General features: G+C 72.4%; 18 protein-coding genes. 8 read left to right on the forward strand and 10 right to left on the reverse strand.

Annotated features, from left to right (window positions below):
• Positions 1-32: 32 nt before the first annotated feature.
• The 6 genes from ABZ464_RS25435 to ABZ464_RS25460 all read right to left on the reverse strand — a co-directional run bounded on the left by ABZ464_RS25435 (position 33) and on the right by ABZ464_RS25460 (position 3946).
• On the reverse strand, positions 33-1415 hold the full coding sequence (locus ABZ464_RS25435) for an 8-oxoguanine deaminase (RefSeq protein ID WP_359280067.1): 1383 nt from the start codon (positions 1413-1415) through the stop codon (positions 33-35).
• Positions 1416-1425: 10 nt separating this feature from the next.
• Entirely contained in the window at positions 1426-2322 is an 897-nt protein-coding gene (gene pucL, locus ABZ464_RS25440; protein ID WP_359280069.1) for a factor-independent urate hydroxylase, read from the reverse strand.
• A 6-nt stretch (positions 2323-2328) separates the two neighbouring features.
• The gene (gene uraH / locus ABZ464_RS25445; RefSeq protein ID WP_359280071.1) at positions 2329-2742 is read right to left on the reverse strand and encodes a hydroxyisourate hydrolase; all 414 of its coding nucleotides are present in this window, start codon (positions 2740-2742) and stop codon (positions 2329-2331) included.
• A gap of 7 nt (positions 2743-2749) precedes the next feature.
• Positions 2750-3259, reverse strand: a complete 510-nt coding sequence (uraD, locus tag ABZ464_RS25450) for a 2-oxo-4-hydroxy-4-carboxy-5-ureidoimidazoline decarboxylase (protein ID WP_359280072.1) — start codon at positions 3257-3259, stop codon at positions 2750-2752.
• Positions 3260-3320: 61 nt separating this feature from the next.
• A complete protein-coding gene (locus ABZ464_RS25455; protein ID WP_359280073.1) occupies positions 3321-3686 on the reverse strand; it encodes a helix-turn-helix domain-containing protein in 366 nt (121 codons plus the stop codon).
• A complete protein-coding gene (locus tag ABZ464_RS25460) occupies positions 3683-3946 on the reverse strand; it encodes a hypothetical protein (protein WP_359280075.1) in 264 nt (87 codons plus the stop codon). Before ABZ464_RS25460 ends, ABZ464_RS25455 begins: the two co-directional genes overlap by 4 nt.
• Before the next feature lie 173 nt (positions 3947-4119).
• Here ABZ464_RS25460 and ABZ464_RS25465 point away from each other — a divergent pair, with 173 nt between their 5' ends.
• The 3 genes from ABZ464_RS25465 to ABZ464_RS25475 all read left to right on the forward strand — a co-directional run bounded on the left by ABZ464_RS25465 (position 4120) and on the right by ABZ464_RS25475 (position 6571).
• Positions 4120-4959, forward strand: coding sequence for a TIM barrel protein (locus ABZ464_RS25465; protein ID WP_359280076.1), 840 nt, complete (start codon positions 4120-4122; stop codon positions 4957-4959).
• Between the two features lie 24 nt (positions 4960-4983).
• Positions 4984-5880, forward strand: coding sequence for a 2-hydroxy-3-oxopropionate reductase (locus ABZ464_RS25470; RefSeq protein ID WP_359280077.1), 897 nt, complete (start codon positions 4984-4986; stop codon positions 5878-5880).
• 445 nt (positions 5881-6325) lie between these two features.
• Positions 6326-6571 (forward strand): hypothetical protein, encoded by a 246-nt coding sequence (locus ABZ464_RS25475; RefSeq protein WP_359280079.1) that lies wholly within the window; start codon positions 6326-6328, stop codon positions 6569-6571.
• Between the two features lie 181 nt (positions 6572-6752).
• Here the strand turns inward: ABZ464_RS25475 and gcl are convergent, their stop codons facing one another.
• A complete protein-coding gene (gcl, locus tag ABZ464_RS25480) occupies positions 6753-8537 on the reverse strand; it encodes a glyoxylate carboligase (protein ID WP_359280080.1) in 1785 nt (594 codons plus the stop codon).
• Between the two features lie 127 nt (positions 8538-8664).
• Here gcl and ABZ464_RS25485 point away from each other — a divergent pair, with 127 nt between their 5' ends.
• Positions 8665-9435 (forward strand): hypothetical protein, encoded by a 771-nt coding sequence (locus tag ABZ464_RS25485; protein ID WP_359280082.1) that lies wholly within the window; start codon positions 8665-8667, stop codon positions 9433-9435.
• A gap of 21 nt (positions 9436-9456) precedes the next feature.
• Here ABZ464_RS25485 and ABZ464_RS25490 read toward each other — a convergent pair whose 3' ends face one another.
• Together ABZ464_RS25490 and ABZ464_RS25495 are read right to left on the reverse strand one after the other, a co-directional pair.
• A complete protein-coding gene (locus ABZ464_RS25490) occupies positions 9457-11043 on the reverse strand; it encodes an AMP-binding protein (RefSeq protein WP_359280083.1) in 1587 nt (528 codons plus the stop codon).
• The gene (locus ABZ464_RS25495; protein ID WP_359280085.1) at positions 11040-12710 is read right to left on the reverse strand and encodes an AMP-binding protein; all 1671 of its coding nucleotides are present in this window, start codon (positions 12708-12710) and stop codon (positions 11040-11042) included. The genes ABZ464_RS25490 and ABZ464_RS25495 overlap by 4 nt, the downstream gene beginning before the upstream one ends.
• 150 nt (positions 12711-12860) lie before the next feature.
• Between ABZ464_RS25495 and ABZ464_RS25500 the strand changes: the two genes are divergently transcribed.
• From ABZ464_RS25500 to ABZ464_RS25510, 3 genes are all read left to right on the forward strand, one after another.
• The gene (locus ABZ464_RS25500; protein ID WP_359280087.1) at positions 12861-13700 is read left to right on the forward strand and encodes a helix-turn-helix transcriptional regulator; all 840 of its coding nucleotides are present in this window, start codon (positions 12861-12863) and stop codon (positions 13698-13700) included.
• 266 nt (positions 13701-13966) lie between these two features.
• On the forward strand, positions 13967-16786 hold the full coding sequence (locus tag ABZ464_RS25505) for an AAA family ATPase (protein WP_359280088.1): 2820 nt from the start codon (positions 13967-13969) through the stop codon (positions 16784-16786).
• A 236-nt stretch (positions 16787-17022) separates the two neighbouring features.
• The gene (locus ABZ464_RS25510; protein ID WP_359280089.1) at positions 17023-17814 is read left to right on the forward strand and encodes a serine protease; all 792 of its coding nucleotides are present in this window, start codon (positions 17023-17025) and stop codon (positions 17812-17814) included.
• Positions 17815-17931: 117 nt separating this feature from the next.
• Here the strand turns inward: ABZ464_RS25510 and ABZ464_RS25515 are convergent, their stop codons facing one another.
• Positions 17932-19047 carry a winged helix DNA-binding domain-containing protein gene (locus tag ABZ464_RS25515; RefSeq protein ID WP_359280091.1) on the reverse strand — a complete coding sequence of 372 codons (1116 nt, stop codon included), beginning with the start codon at positions 19045-19047 and terminating at the stop codon, positions 17932-17934.
• A gap of 153 nt (positions 19048-19200) precedes the next feature.
• Between ABZ464_RS25515 and ABZ464_RS25520 the strand changes: the two genes are divergently transcribed.
• On the forward strand, positions 19201-20340 hold the full coding sequence (locus ABZ464_RS25520; RefSeq protein ID WP_359280093.1) for a magnesium and cobalt transport protein CorA: 1140 nt from the start codon (positions 19201-19203) through the stop codon (positions 20338-20340).
• Positions 20341-20367 lie beyond the last annotated feature (27 nt).

Consider the following 20367-nt stretch of genomic DNA (forward strand, 5'->3'; position numbering starts at 1 on the left):
GTCCCCCTCGGCCGGAGTTCGGGGCGGGCGGGTCAGTCCCGCCCGGCGATCCGGGCCAGCCGCCGCGCCTCCTCGCGGGTCGCGCGGGCGATCGCGTCCTCGTCGGCGGTGAGCAGCCGCCCGTCCTCCACGATCTGGCGGCCGTTCACGAAGGAGGCGGTGACCGGGGCCGCCGCGCCGAGGACCAGCGCGGCGACCGGGTCGGCGATGGAGGCGTGGGCGAGGGTGTCCAGCCGCCACAGCACCAGGTCGGCGAGCTTGCCCGGCTCCAGGGAGCCGATCTGGCTCGCCCGGCCCAGGACCTGGGCGCCGCCGTAGGTGCCGAGGCGCAGCGCCTGGCGGGCGTTCAGTGCCGCTTCCCGGTGTGCGCCGAGGCGGTTGACGAGGAGCGCGTTGCGCAGTTCGGTGTGGAGTTCGCCGGACTCGTTGGACGCCGTGCCGTCGACGCCGAGGCCGACCGGGACGCCGGCGGCGAGCATGTCGGGGACGCGGGCGATGCCGGCGGCCAGCCGGGCGTTGGACGACGGACAGTGGGCGACACCCGTCCGTGTGCGGGCGAAGGCGTCGATGTCGGAGTCGTTCATGTGGACGCAGTGCGCCATCCACACGTCCTCGCCGAGCCAGCCGGTGGACTCGAAGTAGTCGGTCGGGCCCATGCCGAACAGCTCGTGGCAGAACTTCTCCTCCTCGACCGTCTCCGAGCCGTGGGTGTGCAGCCGCACCCCGAGCCGACGGGCCAGCCCGGCGCCCTCGCGCATGAGTTCGGTGGAGACGGAGAAGGGCGAGCAGGGGGCGACGGCGATCTGGGTCATGGCGTCGAAGGAGGCGTCGTGGTGTTCCGCGACGGTCTCCTCGGTGGCGGCGAGTGCCCCGTCGAGGGTCTCGACGGCGAAGTCCGGGGGCAGGCCGCCGTCCTGCTCGCCGCGGTCCATCGAGCCACGGGCCAGGGTGAAGCGGACGCCCATGTCCCGGGCGGCGCCGATGATCGCGCCGGAGAGGTCGCCGGAGCCCCGGGGGTAGACGTAGTGGTGGTCCATGGCGGTGGTGACGCCGCCCCGGGCCATCATCGCCAGCGACCCCTGGGCCGCCGCGCGGACCATCGGCTCGTCGATGCGCGCCCAGGTCGGGTAGAGGGCGACCAGCCAGTCGAAGAGGTTGTGGTCGGTGGCCAGGCCCCGGGTGATCCACTGGTAGAAGTGGTGGTGGGTGTTGACCAGGCCGGGGGTGGCCAGATGGCCGGCGGCTTCGATCCGGCGTACGACGTTCTGCAGGCCCTCGGGGGCGGGGCCCGCGCCGACCGCCTCGATGCGGTTGCCGGCCAGGACGAGGTGTCCGGCCGCGTACTCGGTGTCGTCGGCGTCGACGGTGGCGATCGAGCAGTTCTCGATGACGACGCGCTGGACTGCTGCTGCCATGGTCCGTCCTTCAGAGGTTGGTGAGGTCCGCCGGGATCTTCGCCTCGCAGCCGTCCCTGAGGACGGTGGCCTCGATCAGGCCGTAGGGGCGGTCGGCGGCGAAGTACACCTCGTTGTCGTTCTCGAGGCCGAACGGCTCGAGGTCCACCAGGAAGTGGTGCTTGTTCGGGAGGGAGAAGCGGATCTCGTCGATCTCGTCGCGGTGGTCGATGATCCGCGCGCCCATCGCGTAGAGGGTCTGCTGGAGCGAGCGGGAGTACGTCTCGGCGAAGGCCCGCAGCAGATGCCCCTTCACCCGGGCGTACGACTCCTCCCAGTCCGGCGCGTCCTCGGCGTCGTCGCTCCAGCCGAAGCGCCAGCGGGCCGAGACGTCGGTGGCGAGGATACGGTCGTAGGCCTCGGGGAGGGTCGTGTACCTGTCCTTGACGTAGCCCCAGAACTCGGAGTCGGTCGAGTTCATGACGGTGAGGTCCTTGAGGCCGGAGACGACCTCCCAGGACGAGCCGTCGTAGGTGATCTGGGCGAGCCGGGTCTCCTGGCCCCTGCGGACGAAGGAGTGGGCGCCCTCACCGGAGTGCTCGATGCGCTCCCAGCTGTACTCCTCGACACGGACGCGGGCCCGGTGGATGGCGTCCTGGCTCGTGACGAAGTGCCGGGCGAGATGGATGCCGAACTGCTCGGCGGAGTCGATGCCGTGTTCCTTGGCGAAGGCGAACACCGTGTTCTTGGTGGTGTCGGTCGGCAGGACGCTGGCGTTGGAGCCCGAGTAGTGGACCTCGTCCATGTCGCCGGAGAGCGACACCGACACGTTCAGGTCCTTGATGTGGTGGGTGGCTCCGTCCCGCGTGATCCTGACGACGCGGTTCTCGGCCTTGCCGTACTGGTTCTGTCCCAGAAACGTGGGCATGGGCAGCTAGCTCCCTCGGTATACGGAGTAGCCGAACGGGTTGAGCAGCAGCGGTACGTGGTAGTGCTCGCCCGGTACGACGGCGAACGTGATCGCCACCTCCGGGAAGAACACCGGGGCACCGCCGTCCCGATTCGCGGGGGCGTCCTGCTGCGCCTCGGCTCGCTGGTTCTCGACGTCTCGCTGGTTCTCGAAGTACGGCGCGACCGCGAAGTCGAGCCGTACCAGGGTGGTTCCCTCCGGCAGGGCCGGGAGGTCCTTGCACCGGCCGTCCGCGTCGGTCGCGGAGCCGCCGAGGGCCCGCCAGTCCGCGTCCCGGCCCGCACGGGCGGAGAGCCGGACGGCGACGCCCTCGGCGGGGCGGCCGACGCTGGTGTCGAGGATGTGCGTCGACACCGAGGCGGTGGTGCTGGTGCTCATGGCGGGTTCAGTCCTCTGCGACGAGTCGGGCCAGGCGGATACGGTTGATCTTTCCCAGTTCGGTGCGGACGATCTCGCGTTCCCGCTCCGGCGTGTTGCCGATGCGCTCCCGCACGGCGTCGCGCATCTGCTCGCCGGTGCGGCCGGTGGCGCAGATCAGGAAGACATGGCCGAACTTCTCCTGGTAGGCCAGGTTGAGTTCGAGCATCTCCGCCCTGAGCTCCTCGGAGGCGCCGGCCATGCCGCGCTGTTCGCGGGACGAGGTCGGGTCGCCGGGACGGGGGCGGCCGATCGGCGGATGCCCGGCCATCGCCTCCTCCAGGTCGGCCGCGGTCAGTGCGGCCATGGCGGTGTCGTTGGCGGCGTACAGCTCGTCGGGGGTGGCGTAGGGGCGGGCCCTGAGCAGCCGCGCCGCCCACACCGTGGAGGCGCACACCTCGCGGAGGGCGGCGAGCCCCGCGGACTCCCCGAGTTCGTTGAACCGGGTCAGGCCCGGGGGCGTGGAGTTCGACGTCACAGGGTCAGCTAACGCCTCCCCACGACCCGACGTCAACACTTTGTTGAAAACTTCGGGCCGCTCAGCCCTTCTCCCGGTTCAGGTAGTTGTAGACCGTGAAGCGGCTCACCCCGAGCGCGCCCGCCACGGTCTCCACGCCGTGCCGTACGGAGAAGGCGCCGCGCGCCTCGAGTATCCGGACGACCTCCTGCTTGGCCTTGCGGTCGAGGTCGGCGAGGGGCTTGCCCTTCTTGCGCTCCATGGCGGCCAGGATGTGGTCGAGGGAGTCGGCGAGCTGGGGCAGCCGCACGGCGACGACATCGGCGCCCTCCCAGGCGAGGACCACATCGTCCGGGCCGGCCTCGTCGGGCGGGAGCATCTCCCCGCCCATCGCGTCGACCAGCGGTTTCACGGCCGCGATGAAGGGCTCGTCGCCGGTGCCGGTCACACGCCCTCCCCTGCGCCGGCCGCCTCGACGACGTTGACCTGGAGGGTGATCCGGGTGGCGCCCGCGCCGAGCGAGCGGCGCAGCAGGGCGTCCACTGCGGCGATCACGGCCTCGGCGCCGCCCTCCGCGGTGTTGCCGAACGGCCCGACGTCGACCGCGTCCAGATCGGCGGCCTCGATCACCTCGCGGGCGACCAGCGCGTGCGCGGGTGCCTCGTCCAGGTCGAAGGGCTCGGTGGTGAACTCCACTTTCAGTCGCATCGCGCCCCCACACCTTCTCCGACCGGCCTCACCAGGACCCCGACCTTAACGGACCGGGAAGGCGCACGCCCTTGACAAGCCACAACCATCCCGACACTCTTCCAGTAGGCAGAAAACAAGTTCCATGATACGGAAATCCAGTAGTCCAGAGAGCGAAAGGGGCGCGGCATCCCATGGGAAGCGAAGACCGGCGCTTCGACGTCAACCTGTCGATCCTCTTCACGGAACTCCCGCTCCTGGAGCGCCCCGCGGCCGCCGCCGCGGCCGGCTTCTCCGCGGTCGAGCTGTGGTGGCCCTGGGTCGACTCCCCCGCCCCCGCCCGGTCGCGGCTCGACGCCCTCAAGGGCGCGATCGACGCCGCGGGCGTGCGGCTGACCGGCCTGAACCTCTACGCCGGCCGGCTCCCGGGCCCGGACCGCGGCGCCCTCTCCCTGCCCGGCGAGGAGTCGGAGCGCTTCCGGGCCAACATCGAGGTGGCCGCCGACTTCGCCGCTTCCCTGGGCTGTACGGCGCTCAACGCCCTCTACGGCAACCGGGTCGACGGCGTGGACCCGGCCGAGCAGGACGCGCTCGCCCTGGAGAACCTCGCGCTCGCCGCCCGGGCCGCCGACCGGGTCGGCGCGATCCTGCTGATCGAGGCCCTGAACCGGCCCGAGTCGCCGCTCTATCCGCTGGTGAGCGCGGAGGCCGCGGTCGAGGTCGCCGACCGGGTGAACGAGGCGACCGGCCTCGGCAACGCGATGTTCCTGATGGACCTGTACCACCTGGCGATGAACGGCGAGGACCTGCCGCGGGTGATCGAGACCCATGCGGCGCGGACCGGCCATGTCCAGATCGCCGACAACCCCGGCCGCGGCGCGCCCGGCACCGGCTCGCTGCCGCTGACCGACCTCCTCGACCGGCTGACGAAGGCCGGCTACGACGGCTGGATCGGCCTGGAGTACAAGCCGGGCGACCGCCCGAGCGCCGAGGCCTTCGACTGGCTCCCCCGCGAGGCCCGCGCCGCCCGCTGACCCCCGTACGAGAGGCATCCCTCCATGAGCAACGCACCCCTGCCCAAGGTCGCCTGGATCGGTCTCGGCATCATGGGCTCCCCCATGTCCGAGAACCTGGTCAAAGCGGGTTACGACGTCACCGGATTCACGCTGGAGCAGGACAAGCTGGACCGGCTGGCCGCCGCCGGAGGCACTGCCGCCGGCTCGATCGCCGAGGCCGTGCGAGGTGCCGACGTGATCGTCACCATGGTGCCCGCGTCCCCCCAGGTCGAGGCGGTCGCGTACGGCCCGGACGGCATCCTGGGGAACGCCCGCCCCGGCGCCCTCCTCATCGACATGTCCTCGATCACCCCGCAGACCTCCGTCGAGCTGGCGCGGGCGGCGCGGGAGAAGGGGATCCGGGTCCTGGACGCCCCCGTGTCCGGCGGCGAGGCCGGGGCGATCGAGGCCGTGCTGTCCATCATGGTCGGCGGCGAGCAGGCCGACTTCGACGCCGCGCGGCCGCTCTTGGAGGCGCTCGGCAGGACCGTCGTGCTGTGCGGACCGCACGGCAGCGGGCAGACCGTGAAGGCCGCCAACCAGCTGATCGTCGCCGTGAACCTCCAGGCGTGCGCCGAGGCCGTGGTCTTCCTGGAGAAGTCGGGCGTGGACCTGACGGCCGCGCTGGACGTGCTGAACGGCGGTCTCGCCGGCTCGACGGTCCTGACCCGGAAGAAGGAGAACTTCCTCCGGCGCGACTTCCGGCCGGGTTTCCGCATCGACCTGCACCACAAGGACATGGGCATCGTCACCGACGCGGCCCGTGCCGTCGGCGCGGCCCTGCCGGCCGGGGCCGTGGTGGCCCAGCTCGTGGCCTCGCTGCGGGCCCAGGGCGACGGCGGCCTGGACCACTCGGCGCTGCTGCGGGCCGTGGAGCGCCTCTCCGGCGCCCGGGTCTGACACCCGCCCCCGAGAACTCCGGGCGGCGCCGCCGCCGACATCTGTCGTGTCGCGCCCAGGCGGCGGCACCGCCCGGACACCACCGGAAACCGACGGGGGAACATCGAGAAGAGCGGCCCGCAGCGGACGGCCGGCCCGGATTGAGGGGTGGCCGGCCGGGATCCGGTGCGGGCGGGGCGGGGACCGCGGCGGCGTGCGCGCCAGTGCGGTGGCGCAAGGATCCGGATCCTGTTCCCGACCCGAGGGAAGAGCACCCCCGGTCCGTCGCCGCCACCGCGGTCCCCGCCCACCCCCGAGCCCGTCCGGCGGCGCGACGGCCCCACGCGCGCGGCCTCGCGCCGTCGGACGGCACCGGCGTCTCCCGAGCTCCCCCGCAGGCCGCCTCCCGGCCGGCGCGGGAGCCTTTCCGCGTGCGGATCCGTCCGGCCCGCAGGACGCTGAAGGCATGGCACATCCAACGGAGCATCCGCATGTCGTGGTGCATCCGCCGGCGCTCGACGGCTCCCGGCGGGTGACCGAGGGCGAGGAGACGCTGGGGATCGCCACACACGCGGACGACGTCAGCGAGATCCTGCGCCTGGCCGATCTGTATGTGACCGATCTCGAGGAGAGCGACTTCATCGAGTGGCAGGGCGGCGGACCCGACGACTGGCCGGGGCTGTCGGAGCACCACCCGCAGCAGCCGGCCTAGCCGAGGCGGGCAAACCTCAAATCAACCTCTGAACATGGTTCAGCAGGCTTCAACCGGGCCCGGGTGCGGGCACATTGTGGTCACACGGGGGCCCGCCGGCACGGGGGTGGCGGGCTTTCCGTGACGGGGGACGACGTGAGGGGACGGCCGCGGCGCGGCCGTCCCCTCACGCGCTGCCGGCTCAGCCCGTCAGCGGTCTGATCGAGGTCGGGGCGTGGCCCGGTTCGGTGGCGAGTTCCTCGAACTCCACGACCGCGCCGATGTCGTTGGTGACGCTCATCGCGATGTTCGTGACCCGCTCCAGGATCGCCTCGACGACGACCGGCACCCGGAACTCGGCGGCGAGCTTGCGGGCCCGTTCGAAGGCCGCCCCCAGCTCGCCGGGGTCCGTCACCCGGATCGCCTTGCAGCCGAGGCCCTCGGCGACCTTCACATGGTCGACGCCGTAGACGCCGAGCTCCGGCGTGTTGAGGTTCTCGAACTCCAGACTGACCTGGAAGTCGATGTCGAAGGCCCGCTGGGCCTGGCGGATCAGGCCCAGGTAGGCGTTGTTCACGAGGACATGGACGTACGGGATCCGGTGCTGTGCGCCGACCGCCAGCTCCTCGATCATGAACTGGAAGTCGTAGTCGCCGGAGAGGGCGACGACCTGCGCGTCCGGGTCGGCCTTGGCGACGCCGAGCGCCGCCGGGATCGTCCAGCCGAGCGGGCCCGCCTGGCCGCAGTTGATCCAGTGCCGCGGCCGGTGGACGTGCAGCAGCTGCGCGCCGGCGATCTGGGAGAGGCCGATGGTGGTGACGTACCGGGTCTCGGGGCCGAAGGCCTTGTTCATCTCCTCGTAGACGCGCTGCGGTTTGATCGGGACGTCGTCGAAGTGCGTACGGCGCTGGAGGGTGGCCCGTTTCTCCTGCGCGGCCGCCGCCCAGGCCGAACGGTCGGGCAGCCGGCCCGCCGCCTTCAGCTCCTTCGCCGCCTCGACGAACAGGGCGAGGGCCGCCCCGGCGTCGGAGGGGATGCCGTAGTCGGGGGCGAAGATCCGGCCGATCTGGGTGGGGTCGATGTCGACGTGGACGAAGGTGCGGCCCTCGGTGTAGACGTCGAGCCGGCCGGTGTGGCGGTTGGCCCAGCGGTTGCCGATGCCGAGGACGAAGTCGGACTCCAGGAAGGTCGCGTTGCCGTAGCGGTGCGAGGTCTGCAGGCCGACCATTCCGGCGTTCAGCTCGTGGCCGTCGGGGATCGCGCCCCAGCCCATCAGGGTCGGCACGACCGGGGTGCCGGTCAGTTCGGCGAACTCCACGAGGAGGGCGCAGGCGTCGGCGCCGATGACCCCGCCGCCCGCGACGATCAGCGGGCGCTCGGCGGCGTTCAGCATGCCGAGCGCCTTGTCGATCTGGGCGCGGGTCGCGGCCGGCCGGTGGACGGGCAGCGGTGCGTAGGTGTCGGGGTCGAACTCGATCTCGGTCAGCTGGACGTCCACCGGCAGGTCGATCAGGACCGGACCGGGCCGGCCGGAACGCATCAGATGGAAGGCCTGCTGGAAGACGCCGGGGACCTGGGCCGCCTCCATGACGGTGACCGCCATCTTGGTCACCGGCCGGGCGATCGAGGCGATGTCGACGGCCTGGAAGTCCTCCTTGTGGATCACGGCGGTCGGGGCCTGGCCCGTGATGCACAGGATCGGGATCGAGTCGCCGATCGCGGAGTAGAGCCCGGTGATCATGTCGGTGCCGGCCGGTCCGGAGGTGCCGACGCAGACGCCGATGTTGCCGGGGTGGGTGCGGGTGTAGCCCTCGGCCATGTGCGAGGCGCCCTCGACATGGCGGGCGAGGGTGTGGTCGATGCCGCCGCAGGCCTTGAGGGCCGCGTAGAACGGGTTGATCGCCGCGCCGGGGACGCCGAACGCGGCGGTGACGCCCTCGCGCCTGAGGATTTCGACTGCCGCGCGGGCAGCGGTCATGCGAGCCATCGAGTACTCCTGCTTCGACTGTCGCCAACTTCCACGATACGGAAATAAACTTCTACTATCTGGAAGCAATGTAGGTCGGTGCACGAAGGTCGTCAAGAGACGGACAACGGCGGTCCGAAGGAGGACGATGGGGGCCATGTCCGAGAGCGTGCCGGTGCGCTGCCCGGCCTGCCGGCGCGAGCGCCTCTACACCGTGCCGTCCTATCTGTGCGCGTGTGGTGCCCCCGTCGCCCTGGCGCTCGATCCCGGGGCCGAGCCCACGGCCGTCGTGCACCGCGCCTGGGACGAGGACTGGGTCACCCTGCGCTGCGGCTCCTGCGGCCGCGAGGGCCAGTGGCCGCACCCGGAACTGGGCTGCCCGTGCGGTACGGCGCTGCGGCTGCCGGTGACGGGCGGGACATGCCCCCGGCGCGCGGAACCCGACGCACCCGAACCCGACGCACCGGAACCGGAGCCGGAAGCCGAGGCGGAACCGGTGCCAGAGCCGCAGCCGCTGCCGGTGCCGGCCGCGCCGCACCGCCCCGCCTTCCGGTCCGTCGCCATCCGGACCGCCCTCGACGCGGTCACCGCGGCCGCCCTCTATCTGCGCTGGCTGGGCCACGGCGAGGTCCGGCGGGCCGATCAGCGGCCCACCTCGGGGATCGGTCTCGCCGCCCCCGGGCTGCTGGCCCAGGTCGACCCGAGTGTGCGCCCGGCCGCGCTGCGGGACGTGGAGTGTCTGTGGCTGACGGCGATGACCGAGTCCGCGGACTGTGTGTACTTCTCCCTCGCCGGGTACGCCGACGAGGCCCGGGCCGGCGCCGACCGGCTGCGGGTCCCGCTGTTCCTGCTGGACCTGACGGGCACCCCGCAGCCCGTGAACGCGGCGGCCGCCGCCCTCGACGCCCGGGGCGCCTGAGGCGACGGCCGCGGCCGGGACTCACCGGCCGTACGTCTCCCGCAGTTCGATCTTGCGCACCTTCCCGGACACCGTCATCGGGAACGCCTCCAGCACCTGGAGCCTGCTGGGCACCTTGTAGTGCGCGAGCCGCCCCTCGCAGTGGGCGCGCAGCTCCTCCAGGGTCGGCGGGTCGGCCGGGTCGCGCGGGATGACACAGGCGAGGACCTCCTCGCCGTACCGCTCGTGCGGGACGCCGACGACCTGGACGTCCTGGATCTTCGGGTGGCCGTAGAGGAACTCCTCGATCTCGCGCGGGTAGATGTTCTCGCCGCCCCGGATGATCATGTCCTTGATCCGGCCGACGATCTCCACATAACCGTCCTCGCGCATCACGGCGAGGTCCCCGGTGTGCATCCAGCGGCCCGCGTCGACGGCCTCGGCGGTCTTCTCCGGCTCGTTCCAGTAGCCGAGCATCACGCTGTAGCCGCGGGTGCACAACTCGCCCGCCGTGCCGCGCGGCCGCGTCACCCCGGTCGCGGGGTCGACGACCTTCACCTCGATGTGCGGGAGCACCCGGCCGACCGTGCCGGTGCGGTGTCCCAGGTCGTCGTCGCGGCGGGTCTGGGTGGAGACGGGCGAGGTCTCGGTCATGCCGTAACAGATCGACACCTCGGCCATGTTCATCTCCGAGACGACCCTCTTCATCACCTCCACCGGGCAGGGCGAGCCCGCCATGATGCCGGTGCGCAGGGTGGAGAGGTCGTACGAGGCGAAGTCGGGGAGGTTGAGCTCCGCGATGAACATGGTCGGCACGCCGTACAGGGAGGTGCAGCGCTCCTGCTGGACCGCCTCGAGGGTGGCCTTCGGTTCGAAGGAGGGGGCCGGGATCACCATGCAGGCGCCGTGGGAGGTGGCGGCCAGATTCCCCATCACCATCCCGAAACAATGGTAAAAGGGCACCGGGATGCAGATCCGGTCCTGCTCGGTGTAGGCGATCATCTCGCCCACGAAGTAGCCGTTGTTGAGGATGTTGTGGTGGGAGAGGGTGGCCCCCTTGGGGAAGCCCGTCGTCCCCGAGGTGTACTGGATGTTGATCGGGTCGTCGCAGGACAGGTCCTCGAACGGCGCCGGCGTGCCCCGCGCGATCAGCGCCTCCCAGCTCGGATCGCCGATGAAGACGGTCTCCCGCAGCTCCGGGCACCTGCCGCGCACCTGCTCGACCATGGCCCGGTAGTCGCTGGTCTTGTGGCTGAGGGAGGCGAAGAGCAGCCGGACGCCGGCCTGGTTGAGGACGTACTCCACCTCGTGGGTGCGGTAGGCCGGGTTGATGTTCACCATGATCGCGCCGATGCGGGCGGTGGCGTACTGGACGAGGACCCACTCCGGGCAGTTGACCGCCCAGATGCCCACCCGGTCGCCCTTGGTGATCCCGCTCGCGAGCAGCGCGTACGCCAGTTCGTCGACGTCGGCGGCGAACCGGGCGTAGGTCCAGCGCCGTCCCGAGGGCACGTCGACGAGCGCCTCACGGTCCGGCCAGGCGGCGACGGCCCGGTCCAGGCTGGCGCCGATGGTGTCCCCGAGCAGGGCCGTCCCACCGGTCCCGTGCGTGTAGGAGGTCGCCGTCACCGGAAGTCCTCCTCGCGGAACTCGTCGGCCGAGCCCGCCGCCGTCGCCTCGCGCAGCTCGATCCGGCGGATCTTGCCGGAGACGGTCTTGGGCAGCGGGGCGAACTCCAGGCGGCGGATGCGCTTGTAGGGGGCGAGGACCTCACGGGAGTGCTCGAACAGCACCTTCGCCGTGTCCGGACCCGGCTGCCAGCCCTCCGCGAGGACCACGTACGCCTTCGGCACGGCGAGGCGCAGCTCGTCCGGCGCGGGCACCACGGCCGCCTCGGCCACCGCCTCGTGCTCCAGCAGCGCGCTCTCCAGCTCGAACGGACTGATCTTGTAGTCGGATGCCTTGAACACGTCGTCGGCGCGGCCCACATAGGTGATGTAGCCGTCGGCGTCGCGGGCGCCGATGTCGCCGGTGCGGTAGTAGCCGCCGGCCATCGCCTCCGCCGTACGGTCGGGGTCGCCGTGGTAGCCGGTCATCAGGCCCACCGGGCGGGCCGACAGGTCGAGCGCGATCTCACCCTCCGTCGCGCCGGGCGCGCCCGAGAGGGGATCGAGCAGCTCCACCCGGTAGCCGGGGCTCGGCCGGCCCATCGAGCCGGTCTTCAGCTCCTGCCCGGGGCTGTTGGCGACCTGTACGGCCGTCTCCGTCTGGCCGAAGCCGTCCCGGATCGTCACCCGCCACGCCCGCCGGACCTGCTCGATCACCTCGGGGTTGAGCGGCTCGCCGGCCGCCACCACCTCCCTCGGCGGGGTGCCGAGCTGGGTCAGGTCGGCCTGGATGAGCATCCGCCACACGGTGGGCGGGGCGCAGAAGGTGGTGACGCCGGCCCGGTCCATCTCCGCCATCAGGCGGGCCGGGTCGAAGCGCGTGTAGTTGTGGATGAAGACGGTCGCCTCCGCGTTCCAGGGCGCGAAGAGGTTCGACCAGGCGTGCTTGGCCCAGCCCGGCGAGGAGATGTTCAGATGCACGTCCCCGGGCTTCAGCCCGATCCAGTACATCGTCGCCAGGTGCCCGACCGGGTACGAGGTGTGGGTGTGCTCGACCAGCTTGGGGCGGGCGGTCGTGCCGGAGGTGAAGTAGAGCATCAGCGGGTCGTCGGCGAGGGTGGGGCCGTCGGGGGTGAAGCCGGCGGGCGCGGCGTACGCGTCCTCGTACGCCTGCCAGCCCCCGAGCGCGCCGCCGACCGCGATCCGGGTGTAGTCGCCGGGCACCTCGTCGAACTTGCCGGTGTCCTCGGAGCGCACCAGGACGTGCCGGACCCGGCCGCGCTCCACGCGGTCGCGCAGGTCGGCGGGGCCGAGCAGCGGGGTGGCGGGGATGACGACGGCGCGCAGCTTCATCGCGGCCAGCGCGGTCTCCCACAGCTCGGCCTGGTTGCCGAGCATGACGAGGATCCGGTCCTCGGCGGTGACCCCGCGCCCGCGCAGCCAGTTCGCGACCCGGTCGGAGCGCTCGGACAGCTCGGCGAAGGTCAGCCGGGTCTCGGTGCCGTCCTCCTCGACGATGTGCAGGGCGGTGCGGTCGTTGTCGCGCGCGATGACGTCGAACCAGTCGAGGGCCCAGTTGAAGTGCTCGGGGCGGGGCCAGGTGAAGCCCTCGCAGGCGGCGGTGTAGTCCTCACGGTGTTCCAGCAGGAAATCCCGGGCCCTGCGGAACTGCTCGGTGGCCGTCGTCATCGGTGTCCTCCTAGGTGCCGGGCCATTGCCGGGCGGCTCTCTGCCATCGTGTAATCCGTGATGCAGGTCTCACTACCCCCGAACGGGGGGAGTGCGGTGCACGGGGGTGACATGTGGGATCATCCCCAGCCACGCGGAAAGGGCGAGGACGTGGCAGCAGACCCAGCCGGTACGGCGGAGATTCGCGGGGCGCTGGCGCGCCTGCGGCGCATGACGGGGCTGCCGGTCGCCTTCGGCGGCCTGGTGGAGCCGGGGCGTGCCCGGATGCGGATCAGCGAGTTCAGCGGTGCTACCACGTTCGCGCTCCAGAGTGTGGTGGTGACGTCCGGCAACGGGCTGGGCGGCAAGGCGGTCGCGCGGGCCCGGCCGTGCGCGGTGACCGACTACTCGCTCTCCCGGCAGATCAGCCACGAGTACGACGCGGCGGTCGCCGAGGAGGGACTGCGCTCGGTGCTGGCGATCCCGGTGGTGGTACGGCGCCGGGTGCGCGGAGTGCTCTACGGCGCCCTGCGCACCGCCCAGCCGCTGGGTGACCGCACGCTGAGCGCGGCCGTCGACGTGGCGCGGGACGTGGAGCAGGCGCTGGTCGTCGAGGACGAGGCGCGCGGGCTGCTGGCCGAGGCCCTGCCGGGGTCCGCGCCCGCCTCCGCTGCCGGGCGGGGGCCGGGCTGGGAGCAGGTGCGCGAGGCGCATGCCGCGCTGCGGGCGCTGGCCCCGAGGATCGGCGACCCTGAGTTGCGCGCGGAGCTTCTCGAGGCCTGCGGTCTGCTGACGCCGGGCGCGGCCGGTGGGCAGGCCGCGCTCGCCCCGCGTGAGCTGGACGTCCTCGCGTGTGTGGCGGCCGGCGCGACGAACGCGGTCGCGGCCGACCGCCTCGGTCTGCGCCCGGAGACCGTCAAGGCCTATCTCCGCTCGGCGATGCGCCGACTGGGCGCCCACACCCGCGGCGAGGCGGTGGCCACGGCCCGCCGGTCGGGGCTCTTGCCCTAGTCGGTCTTGCCCGACACGGGAGGTTCCCGTCGGTAACAAGGCCATGGAAGAGTGCTCCCACACCTGTCGCGGCGCCCGGCGCGCGGGGGGTGCGAACCGATCGGATCAAGCCAGGGAGGGGCTGCCACGACAACTACTCATTCACCTGCCGCCACAGTGAATTTCCCTATGCGTCACGTTGTTATCTCCCTCACCACGCCGTCCCTCCGAATTTCAAAGAGACGTTGCCTAGAATTTGGCCCGAACACGACACTCGGAGGGGAGCGGTGACCGTGCGACGGGACTTCAAGGAGCCTGCCCGATGCCGCCCCGACCTGGTCATCGGCAGGGAGGAACTGTTCACCTCCGCCCGTGACCAGCTGGCGCGCGGCGGCAGTGTGCTGCTCCACGGCCCCGCCGGAATAGGAAAGTCGACCGTGCTGCGGGCATTGGCCGCGGATTACGGCGACGCGGCGCACACCGTGTTGCGCTGCTCGGCGACCGAGTCCGAATCCCATCTCCCCTTCCTGGCCCTGGCCGATCTGTTCGGCCTGGTCCTCGACGAGATCTCGGACAGGCTGCCGACGGCCCAGCGCACCGCACTGGAATCGGCCCTGACCGGCCGCGGCGAGTCCACCCTGCAACGCGACGGACTCGCCCTGCGCCTCGCCGTGCTCTCCGCCCTGCGCGCCCTCGCGGCCTCCGGCCCCGTCCTGCTCGTCGCCGACGACCTCCAGTGGCTGGACTCGGCCAGCGCCGAACTCCTCGGCTTCGCCGCCCGCCGCCTCGGCGACACCCCCGTCCAGCTGCTCTGCGCGGTCCGCACCGAGGGCCAGGAGTACGACCGCCATCTACGCGCGTCCCCGCCCGACACCCTCGCCGTCCGCCTCAACCCGCTCTCCCGCAACCAGGTCTCCGCCCTGCTCGACCACCGCGGCTACACCGACCTGCCCCGCTCCACGGTCCGCGAGATCCACCGCACCAGCGGCGGCAACCCCCTGTTCGCCCTGGAACTCGGCCGCGCCCTCGGCGAGAACCCGACCCCGCCGCGCCCCGGCGAGCCGCTGCCGGTGCCGACCTCGCTGCGCGCCCTGGTCCTCAGCCGCCTCGACATGCTCTCCGACGACGCCCGCCGCACCCTGCTCGTGGCCAGCGCCGGCGCCCGCCCCACCCTGGCCCTGCTGCACGCGGCCGGCCGGGAGAACGCCGAGGCCGAGACCGCCCGGGCCGCCGAACTCGGGCTGCTGGCGACCGAGCCCGAGGGCCCCGCCGTACGGTTCGCGCATCCGCTGATCTCGGCGGCGCTGTACGCCGAGGCGCCCGTGACGGAGCGCCGGGCCGCGCACGCCGCGCTGTCCACCGCCGCCTCCGACCCGATCGAGCGGGCCCGCAACCTCGCCCTCGCCACCACCGGCACCGACCCGGAGGTGGCCGCCCGGCTCGCCGAGGCCGCGGCCCTCGCCCGCGACCGCGGCGCCCCGTCCGTCGCCGCCTCCCTCGGACTGCTCGCCGCCCGGCACACCCCGCCGGACGGCACCCCGCCCCCGGACGAGCACCGGCTGAAGGCCGCCGAGGACGCGATCACGGCCGGCGAGGTGGACCTGGCGCGGGACATCGCGCGCGAGGTGCTCACCCGGGCCACCGTGCCCGCCGACCGGATCCGCGCCTGGGAAGTGGTCATCGAGGCCGCCGGACAGGCCCTCGGCGACGTCGACGCCGTCTTCCCGCAGGCCCTCGCCGACGCCGGCGACGACCCCCGGCTGCTCGCCCTGGTCCACTACCACCTCGCCTGGCGCAAGCTGATCGTCGAGGCCGACTTCTCCGAGGCCCGCCAGGAGGCCGCGCACGCGGCGGAGCTCGCCGCGCGCGGCGGCGACCGCCGCACCGAGCTGATGTCGCTGTCCTTCCAGGCCTCCACCGAGACCCTGATGGGCCATCCGAACGCGCCCACCACCATCAAGCGGGCGCTGAAAGAGCCTCAGGACCCGTATGTGGCGTGCCATCACAACGGCGTCGGCGCCGCCCGGTTCCGCTGGCTGCTGATGAGCGACCAGCTGCCCGAGGCCCGCGCCACCATCACCGCGCTGCTGCGCGAGGTGCGCCGGCGCGGCATGGTGGAGAGCGAGGTGCACTTCCAGCGGTTCCTCGCCGAGACCGAACTGCGCTCCGGGCACTGCGGACGCGCCCTCGACCTGTCCCGCGAGAGCCTCCGGCTGGCCCGCGACTCCGGCATCGGCCTCGGCGCGTCCGCGATGCTCGCCTCCCTCGCCGAGGCCTCCGGCGGCGATCCGGACCGGGCGCTCGCCCTCGCCCGGGAGGCCGCCGACCGCGCCGAGGAGGACGGCGACCAGATGTACCTCTCGCGCGCCCTGGCCGCGCTGGGCCACGCCCAGTTCGTGGCCGGCGACGCGGCGGCCGCGGTCGCCTCGCTGCGCCGGGTGCGGGAACTGGAGACGGGTCTGCGCATCACCGACCCGGCGCGCGGCCGCTGGCACGGCGACCTCGCCGAGGCCCTGGTCCGGGTGGGCGAACCGGGCGAGGCGCAGGACGTCATCGACGTCGCCCGCGAGCAGGCACTGCGGCTCGGCCGGGAGAGCGTGCTCGCCGTCCTCGACCGGGCGGAGGCCCTGGTGCGTGCCGCGCACGGCGACCACGAGGGGGCCCTGGCCCGGCTGACGTCCGTTCAGGACCGGCTGGCCAAGCTGGGATACGGCCTGGAGGAGGCGCGGGCCGCGTTCGCCCTGGCCCGGCTGCGCACCGCACGGCCCGGTCCGACGTCGTACGACGAGGCGGCACGGCTGTTCCGGCGGTGCCGGGCGCTGCCCTGGCTGCGGCAGGTCGACGCGGCAGCGGCGGCGGGCGCCGTCGAACCGGCGCCGCTCGCCCCGCAGGCGCCGCCCGCCTCCGACGCCCTGGAAGGCCTGGCGTCGATGGAGCGTCAGGTCGCCGCGCTGGTCATGGAGGGCGCGACGAACCGGGAGATCGCGGCCCGGCTGTTCATCAGCGTCAAGACGGTCGAGGCGACCCTCACCCGGGTCTACCGCAAGCTGGGGATCCGCTCCCGGGTGGACATCGTCCGACTGGCGGCGGGGCGTCACGCGAAGTGAGCCACCCGGGGGTTAACTGCCGTACGCGGGTTGACGAGGGGCGCCCGCGGGTCGACCGAGGGTTTTCCCTGCCCCGACGCCCCTAGGGGGTTCCCTCATTGGGAGGAGGCTGTGCGGCCCCTAGCTTTGGGGATGTGCCGCTCGCCCGGGCACACGGGGGTCGGTCCCGCGACCCCCGTGCATCACCCCCCACACCCGCGCGACCCCCCACCGGCTAATCCCCCACGAGGAGACGCATGTTCGGGCTCAACCGTGCCAAGAAGGCCGCGGCCGTCGTCGCGGCCGTCGCCGCCGCGGCGGCGACGGCTCTGCTCAGCGCCCCCACCGCTGTCGCAGCGCCGCAGCCGATCGTCGGCGGCACGACCACCACCACGACCTCGTACCCGTTCATGATGCAGATCACGGACGCCTCGCAGAACCAGTTCTGCGGCGGCACCCTGGTCTCGGCGACCAAGGTGGTCACGGCGGCGCACTGTATGGTCGGCGAGACCACCAGCAGCGTGCGGGTCGTCGGCGGCCGCACCTACCTGAACGGCACCAACGGCACGGTCAGCCGGGTGAGCAAGATCTGGATCAACCCGGACTACACGGACGCCACCAACGGCGACGACGTGGCCGTCCTGACCCTGGCGACCTCGATGTCGTACACCCCGGCGTCGTACGTCTCCTCGTCCCAGACCGGCGTGTACGCGGCCGGCACCACGGCCCGCATCCTCGGCTGGGGCACCACCTCGGAGAACGGCAGCTCCTCCAACCAGCTGCGGACCGCGACCGTCCCGATCGTGTCCGACTCCAGCTGCCGCTCCTCCTACGGTTCCGACTTCGTCGCGACCGACATGGTTTGCGCCGGATACACATCCGGCGGCGTAGACACCTGCCAGGGCGACAGCGGCGGTCCCCTGCTCATCGGGGGCGTCCTGGCAGGGATCACTTCATGGGGCGAGGGCTGCGCGGAGGCCGGTTACCCGGGTGTGTACACCCGGCTGACCACCTTCTCCAGCCTCGTCACCGCGCAGGTCAACTCGTAGCGAACGGGTGACCCGCAAGAAGTCCTGAGCACCCCTCAGGTGAATGACCAGGGGGCGCTGCGAGCCTCCACGAGCGGCCCGCAGCGCCCCCTCTCCATGCCCTGCATTCGTACGGATCTACCGGGGTACGACGGTGCCGAACCGGATGTCGCGCGGCGGCCCCGGGTGCAGCACCCGCAGCATCCGCTCCGCCTCCCCCGTCACGGCCTCCCGCCGGGCCTTGTCGAGTCGCCCGAAGAGCTCGACGACGACGGCGCCGGTGTCCTCCTCCAGCTTCCACAGGCCGGCGAGGAAGCCGTCGACGAGGAGGGTGCGGTAGGCCTGGTTGCCCTGCCAGGCGCGGCCGTGCAGGGCGGGCGGGACGACCCGGGTGCGGTCGGCGTGCGAGAGCAGCAGATTGTCGAACTCGGGGAGGAAGCGGGGCGGGGCCGGGGTGTCCGGGTCGGGGCGCGGGGCGTCCGGGAGGTCGAAGAGTTCGGTGCCCTGCTCGTCCCGGAAGGTCAGCAGCTCGGGCCGCAGCCGCTCGAAGGCCTCGCGCAGCCGGGTGAGTCCCGCCCAGGTCTGCAGGTCCTTGACGGAGGCGGGGCCGAAGGCGGCGAGGTAGCGCCGGACGACGGTCTCCGGGGCGGGCGGCGCCTGCGCGGGCCGGCCGAGCCAGTGTTCGGCGGTGGTGAGGGCGACCTGTCCGCTGCGGCCCCACAGTCCGCGCGGGGTGACCTGGACCAGGGGCAGCCGGCAGCGGGCGGCGACGGCCAGGGACTGCGGGTCGGCGCCGGGCCACTCGGCGGAGAGGGCCTCCCGCAGCTGCTTCATGGTGCGCGGCTCGGCCTCGACCAGGTCACGGGTCAGGGCGGCGAGCCGGTCGAGGTCGACGCCGGCGAGCCCGGTGCGGAAGTGCGTCAGCTCGCGGTCCCGGGCGGCCTGGACGAACGGCCGCAGGGTGAGGCAGTCGTCGGCGGTGTGGGTGTGGATGGTCGAGCGCAGGGTGACGATCCGCACCACCTCCCGGTCCGCCATCGGCGCCGACAGCTGTTCGGGCGCGAAGCCTTCCAACCGGGCGGCGAGGGCGTAGTACGGCGGCTTGACGTTCTGTGCCTGGAGACCCAGCAGATGCTCCACGGCGGCCTTCACCGGCAGCGCGGCGGGCCGCAGGAGCAGCTGCCGGGCGAGGGTCGCCCGGTTGAGGGCGCGGGCGGAGAGCACGGGGCCGGGCGCGGACGTCCTGTTCGTCATGAAGGCAAGCTAGCGGGGATCTAGGACGGTTCCCGTCCTCAATACACACCGAACCCGTGCCCCGGGGCCGCCCTGGACGTCGTATGCCCGGTATATCCTGCGCTGTGATCACGCGGACGTAGGCTCGACCCACGCGACCGAGAGGCAGCCGCGATGCCGGATCGCCCCCGTACCCGCAAGTCCGTCTGGCGCCGCACCGCGCCCCCGCCCGAGCCGCCCCGGCCCGACCCGCCCGTCCCCGTGCCCCCGGAGCAGCCGGAGAACGGCGAGGTCGCCAGCGTGGTCCAGGCGGTGCTGTACCGCGACGGCGTCCGCGTGTACGCCCCCGCCGGACTGGCGGAGACCTACCGGGCACTGCGCGAGCAGCCGGCCGGCATGGCGTGGATCGGCCTGGCCCGCCCCACCGAGGGCGAACTGCACTCCCTGGCCGCCGAGTTCGGCCTCCACCCTCTGGCGGTGGAAGACGCGAAGGAGGCGCACCAGCGACCGAAGCTGGAGCGCTACGGCGACACCCTCTTCGTCGTCCTGCGCGCGGCCCGCTACCTGGACGCCCCCGAGGAGATCGACTTCGCCGAGCTGCACATCTTCATCGGCCCCGACTTCGTGATCACGGTCCGCCATGGCGCGGCGCCGGACCTCTCGGCGGTCCGCCGGCGCATGGAGGACAGCCCCGACCTGCTGAAGCTCGGGCCCGAGGCGGTCCTGTACGCCATACTCGACGCGGTCGTCGACGGGTACGCGCCGGTCGTGTCGGGCGTCCAGAACGACATCGACGAGATCGAGACGGAGGTCTTCCGGGGCGACCCGGAGGTCTCCCGCCGGATCTACGAACTCTCCCGCGAGATGGTCGAGTTCCAGCGCGCGACCCGCCCGCTGGTCGGCATGCTGCACGGCCTGATGGCCGGCTTCTCCAAGTACGGCACCGACGAGGAACTCCAGCGCTACCTCCGTGACGTCGCCGACCACGTGACCCACACCAGCGAGCGCGTCGACGGCTTCCGCCAGGCCCTCACCGAGATCCTCACCGTCAACGCGACCCTGGTCACCCAGCAGCAGAACGCGGAGATGCGGGCACTGGCGGAGGCGGGGTTCGAACAGAACGAGGAGATCAAGAAGATCTCGTCGTGGGCGGCGATCCTGTTCGCGCCGACGCTGGTGGGGACGATCTACGGGATGAACTTCTCGCACATGCCGGAGCTGCACTGGGTGTTCGGATATCCCTTTGCGATCGTCCTGATGGCCGTCGTATGCACCAGCCTGTACTTCGTCTTCAAGCGGCGGGACTGGCTCTGAACGCAGAGGCCGGCGTGGTGAAGCGCG

Origin of the sequence: Streptomyces sp. NPDC005820 (assembly GCF_040630255.1) — a bacterium.
Classification (GTDB): Bacteria; Actinomycetota; Actinomycetes; order Streptomycetales; family Streptomycetaceae; genus Streptomyces.

Coding starts and splice junctions, on each gene's coding strand:
- gcl (WP_359280080.1), bottom strand. CDS start 8,537: ATGGCTCGCATGACCGCTGCCCGCGCGGCAGTCGAAATCCTCAGGCGC.
- ABZ464_RS25510 (WP_359280089.1), top strand. CDS start 17,023: ATGTTCGGGCTCAACCGTGCCAAGAAGGCCGCGGCCGTCGTCGCGGCC.
- ABZ464_RS25495 (WP_359280085.1), bottom strand. CDS start 12,710: ATGACGACGGCCACCGAGCAGTTCCGCAGGGCCCGGGATTTCCTGCTG.
- ABZ464_RS25470 (WP_359280077.1), top strand. CDS start 4,984: ATGAGCAACGCACCCCTGCCCAAGGTCGCCTGGATCGGTCTCGGCATC.
- pucL (WP_359280069.1), bottom strand. CDS start 2,322: ATGCCCACGTTTCTGGGACAGAACCAGTACGGCAAGGCCGAGAACCGC.
- ABZ464_RS25465 (WP_359280076.1), top strand. CDS start 4,120: ATGGGAAGCGAAGACCGGCGCTTCGACGTCAACCTGTCGATCCTCTTC.
- ABZ464_RS25520 (WP_359280093.1), top strand. CDS start 19,201: ATGCCGGATCGCCCCCGTACCCGCAAGTCCGTCTGGCGCCGCACCGCG.
- ABZ464_RS25460 (WP_359280075.1), bottom strand. CDS start 3,946: ATGCGACTGAAAGTGGAGTTCACCACCGAGCCCTTCGACCTGGACGAG.
- ABZ464_RS25475 (WP_359280079.1), top strand. CDS start 6,326: ATGGCACATCCAACGGAGCATCCGCATGTCGTGGTGCATCCGCCGGCG.
- uraH (WP_359280071.1), bottom strand. CDS start 2,742: ATGAGCACCAGCACCACCGCCTCGGTGTCGACGCACATCCTCGACACC.
- ABZ464_RS25435 (WP_359280067.1), bottom strand. CDS start 1,415: ATGGCAGCAGCAGTCCAGCGCGTCGTCATCGAGAACTGCTCGATCGCC.
- ABZ464_RS25515 (WP_359280091.1), bottom strand. CDS start 19,047: ATGACGAACAGGACGTCCGCGCCCGGCCCCGTGCTCTCCGCCCGCGCC.
- ABZ464_RS25485 (WP_359280082.1), top strand. CDS start 8,665: ATGGGGGCCATGTCCGAGAGCGTGCCGGTGCGCTGCCCGGCCTGCCGG.